Here is a 3,383-nt window from a genome sequence, read left to right on the forward strand (position 1 = left end):
GGCCGAACCGGGAGCGCGAGCGGTCGCCCGCACGGTCTACGACGCCGTCAAGGACGCGCCGATCATCTCGCCGCACGGACACGTCGACGCCACGCTCATCGCGGACGACCAGCCGTTCCGGGACCCCGCGTCGCTGCTCATCACCCCGGACCACTACGTCCTGCGGCTCCTGCACGCGAACGGTGTCGGACTGGAGGCGCTGGGTCGCGTCGACCTGTCGGGAACCGGTGCCGTGCCTACCGGTCGCGCCGTCTGGCGGAACCTGGCCGAGCACTGGGACGACTTCCTCGGCACCCCGGTCCGCTACTGGTTCGAGACGGAACTGCACGACGTCTTCGGCCTGACGGAGCAGCCGTCGGCCGCGAACGCGGACGCCCAGCACGACCACATCGCCGAGCTGCTCACCACGCCCGCGTTCCGTCCCCGCGCCCTGTTCGACGCCTTCGGCATCGAGGTGCTGGCGACCACCGACGACCCGACGGCCGACCTCGCCGCGCACGCGCGGCTCGCCGCCGACCCCACGTTCACCGGCCGGGTGGTCCCCACGTTCCGCGCGGACGCCGTCTTCGACCCGTCGCGGTCGGACTGGAGGCACGTGGTCGCGTCGATCGGCGAGGCCGCCGGCATCGACACGGGGACCCACGACGGGCTGCTGGCGGCACTGCGCGCACGTCGCCAGTACTTCGTCCAGCACGGTGCCACCGCCACCGACACCGGGGTCCTCGACGCCGGGTCGACGCCGCTGTCAGCCTCGGAGCGCTCGCGGATCCACGCGGCCGCGATGCAGGGCCCGTCCGGGGTGACCCCGTCGGAGGCCGTCGCGTACCGGCACGACATGCTCTACCGCTGGGCCGAGATGAGCGTCGAGGACGGTCTCGTCATGCAGCTCCACCCCGGTGTGCTGCGGAACCACCACGCGCCCACGCTCGAGCGCTTCGGACCCGACACCGGGCACGACCTACCCGCCGTCGGCTCGTTCACCGAGCCCCTGCGTCCCCTGCTCGAGTCCTTCGGCACGGCGCCGGGGTTCCACCTCGTGCTGTTCACCGTCGACGAGACCGTCTTCTCGCGCGAGATCGGGCCCCTCGCCGGCTTCTACCCCGCCGTCTACGCGGGCGCTCCCTGGTGGTTCATCGACACCCCCGCAGCGATCGGACGCTACCGGGCGGCGATCACCGACTCGGCGTCGTTCACGAAGACCTCGGGGTTCATCGACGACACCCGCGCCTACTGCTCGATCCCCGCGCGGCACGACATGGCCCGACGGGCGGACGCGGCCTACCTGGCGTCGCTCGTGGTGACGCACCAGCTGTCGGAGGAGAACGCGGTGCGGACGGCACGTCGGATCGTGTCGGACATCCCGAAGGCGACGTTCAAGCTCTGAGACGGCGGCTCCGGGCCGCGATGCACGAGGCTCCCCGCTCGGTGCGACGCTCGCGGCGTCGAACACAGCACGGAACCTCGCACGGAGCGGCTCAGCGTCACACGAGTTCGGCACCCGATCGTCGGAGCAGGTCGAGGGAACGACGGATCTCGGCCTCGGCCGCGTTCGGGTCGCTGGACCAGGTGCACTCCAGCGACACCGAGCCGCGGTAGCCGCCGTCGTGCACGGCGGCGAGGAACTCGCGCCACACGTCGTCGCCCCCGTCGGCCCCGAGCGGGCGACGGTCACGGTCGCTGACGTGCACGTGGCCGATGCGGGTGCCGAGCTCGCGGAGGACATCGAGCGACTCGCCCTCGTTCCGGATGTGGAAGAGGTCGGCGACGACGTCCACCCCGTCGACGCCGGCCTCGTCGAGGAACCGGACGGTCTCGGTGACGGAGTGCAGGACGTTCGTCTCCGAACGGCTCAGCGGTTCCAGGACGATGCACAGGTCGGACGCGGCAGCGGTGTCCCGGGCCGTGCGAAGCACCTCGGCGAACCGGCGGAGGGCCTCGGCGCCGGACATGCCGTCGGGCGCCGTGCGGGCGGTCCCCGAACCGAACACGATCTTCGCGCCCGGTTCGGCGACGGAGCGGACGATGGGGAGGACGGCCGCGAAGTACGCACGCACCGCATCGGGGTCGGCGGTCAGCAGCCGGAGGGCACCGGGGACGAGGATCGCGAACGAGCCGAACCGGCCACCGGCGTAGGCCTCGTTGCGCGTCCAGCCGGAGTGGTCGTCCGACGGCACCGCCAGGTTGCCCGCGATCGTCGGCTCCACGTGGTCGGCGCCCGCGCGACGGACGGCCTCGATCAGTGCTGCTCCGGCGACGACGCCGAACCCGGTGAAGGACATGGGGTCCATGCAACCCGGGGTGCCGCGGTCCCGCAGCCGTTGCCGTCCGTTGCCGCGGTGTCCGCCGTCAGTCGGCGGACTCGACGAGCTCGGAGAGGACTCGAGCGATCTCGGGCACTGCGTCGAGGCGCCCTTCTGCGACGGCGATGATGAAGTCGTAGGCCTGGTCGTTCGTTGCGGTCAGCCGTCGTCCGTTCATGCCGAGGAAGACGACGAGGAGCATGAGTCCGACGCGCTTGTTGCCGTCGACGAGGGCGTGGTTCCGCACCGCCGAGTGCACGAGCGCCGCAGCCTTCTCCACGATGGTCGGGTAGGCGTCAGTGCCGCCGACCGAGGTCGCCGGCCGTGCGACGGCAGCTTCGAGCAGCCCGACGTCGCGGAGGAGGAACCCGTCGCCGAGCGTCCGACGAGCGATGTGCAGCGCTTCGTCGGTCGTGAGGTGGATCACCTGCCGAGCCGGTCGAGCGCCTCGGCGTACCGCGGGAGTTCGCGGTCGAGGATGCTGTCGATCAGGTCGCTCCGGCTGTGGTGCTCGATGTACTCACGGATCGCGGCCCGGGCGATCTCCTGCATCGAGCGCGCTTCGAGATCAGCGCGCCTCCGCAGCGCGCTGGCTTCGTCGTCGTCGAGTCGGAGCGTCATGGCCATGCAGTTGATGGTATCACTCGTGATACCTACCACGAGGGTGTTCACGGGCGCCAGCCCGGGGTGACGAGGCCGGTCTCGTAGGCGAAGACGACGAGCTGGGCGCGGTCACGGGCACCGAGCTTGATCATCGCCCGGGAGACGTGGGTCTTCGCGGTCATCGGGCTGACGAACAGGTGCTGGGCGATCTCGGCGTTCGTCATCCCGACGGCGACGAGCTGCATGACCTGGCGCTCGCGATCGGTGAGGACGTCGAGCTCCGGCGCGAGGGACGACGGTTTCGCGTGCGTGGCGTACGCCTCGACCAGGGAGCGGGTCGCCCGGGGCGAGAGCAGGGACTCCCCCGCGACGACCGTCCGGATCGCCCGGAGGAGTTCGGCCGGTTCGGTGTCCTTCACGAGGAAGCCGGCGGCCCCACCACGGATGGCCTCGAACACGTAGTCTCCTCTCGAAGGGGGA

At 71.2% G+C, this 3,383-nt stretch carries 5 protein-coding genes; 1 reads left to right on the forward strand and 4 read right to left on the reverse strand.

Annotation, left to right across the window (positions count from 1 at the left end; all coding sequences use genetic code 11):
• Positions 1 to 1,384: glucuronate isomerase (uxaC, locus tag I5E_RS11040; RefSeq protein ID WP_022907039.1), on the forward strand; the 1,384-nt coding region annotated here is incomplete at its 5' end.
• Between the two features lie 97 nt (positions 1,385 to 1,481).
• On the opposite strand, the gene I5E_RS11045 is transcribed toward uxaC, so the two are convergent.
• The 4 genes from I5E_RS11045 to I5E_RS11060 form a co-directional block, all read right to left on the reverse strand.
• Positions 1,482 to 2,279 (reverse strand): sugar phosphate isomerase/epimerase family protein, encoded by a 798-nt coding sequence (locus I5E_RS11045; protein ID WP_022907040.1) that lies wholly within the window; start codon positions 2,277 to 2,279, stop codon positions 1,482 to 1,484.
• 67 nt (positions 2,280 to 2,346) lie between these two features.
• Positions 2,347 to 2,727, reverse strand: a complete 381-nt coding sequence (locus I5E_RS11050) for a type II toxin-antitoxin system death-on-curing family toxin (RefSeq protein ID WP_022907041.1) — start codon at positions 2,725 to 2,727, stop codon at positions 2,347 to 2,349.
• The gene (locus tag I5E_RS11055) at positions 2,724 to 2,927 is read right to left on the reverse strand and encodes a ribbon-helix-helix protein, CopG family (protein ID WP_022907042.1); all 204 of its coding nucleotides are present in this window, start codon (positions 2,925 to 2,927) and stop codon (positions 2,724 to 2,726) included. The genes I5E_RS11050 and I5E_RS11055 overlap by 4 nt, the downstream gene beginning before the upstream one ends.
• Positions 2,928 to 2,968: 41 nt before the next feature.
• Positions 2,969 to 3,383 (reverse strand): response regulator transcription factor (locus I5E_RS11060; RefSeq protein ID WP_031262228.1); only part of this gene is annotated, 415 nt, incomplete at its 5' end.

It is taken from the genome of Curtobacterium sp. B18 (genome assembly GCF_000333375.1).
GTDB lineage: Bacteria > Actinomycetota > Actinomycetes > Actinomycetales > Microbacteriaceae > Curtobacterium.

Excerpts from the sequence above, each read along its gene's own strand:
- I5E_RS11045 (WP_022907040.1), bottom strand. The coding sequence starts at position 2,279 with ATGTCCTTCACCGGGTTCGGCGTCGTCGCCGGAGCAGCACTGATCGAG.
- I5E_RS11055 (WP_022907042.1), bottom strand. The coding sequence starts at position 2,927 with ATGGCCATGACGCTCCGACTCGACGACGACGAAGCCAGCGCGCTGCGG.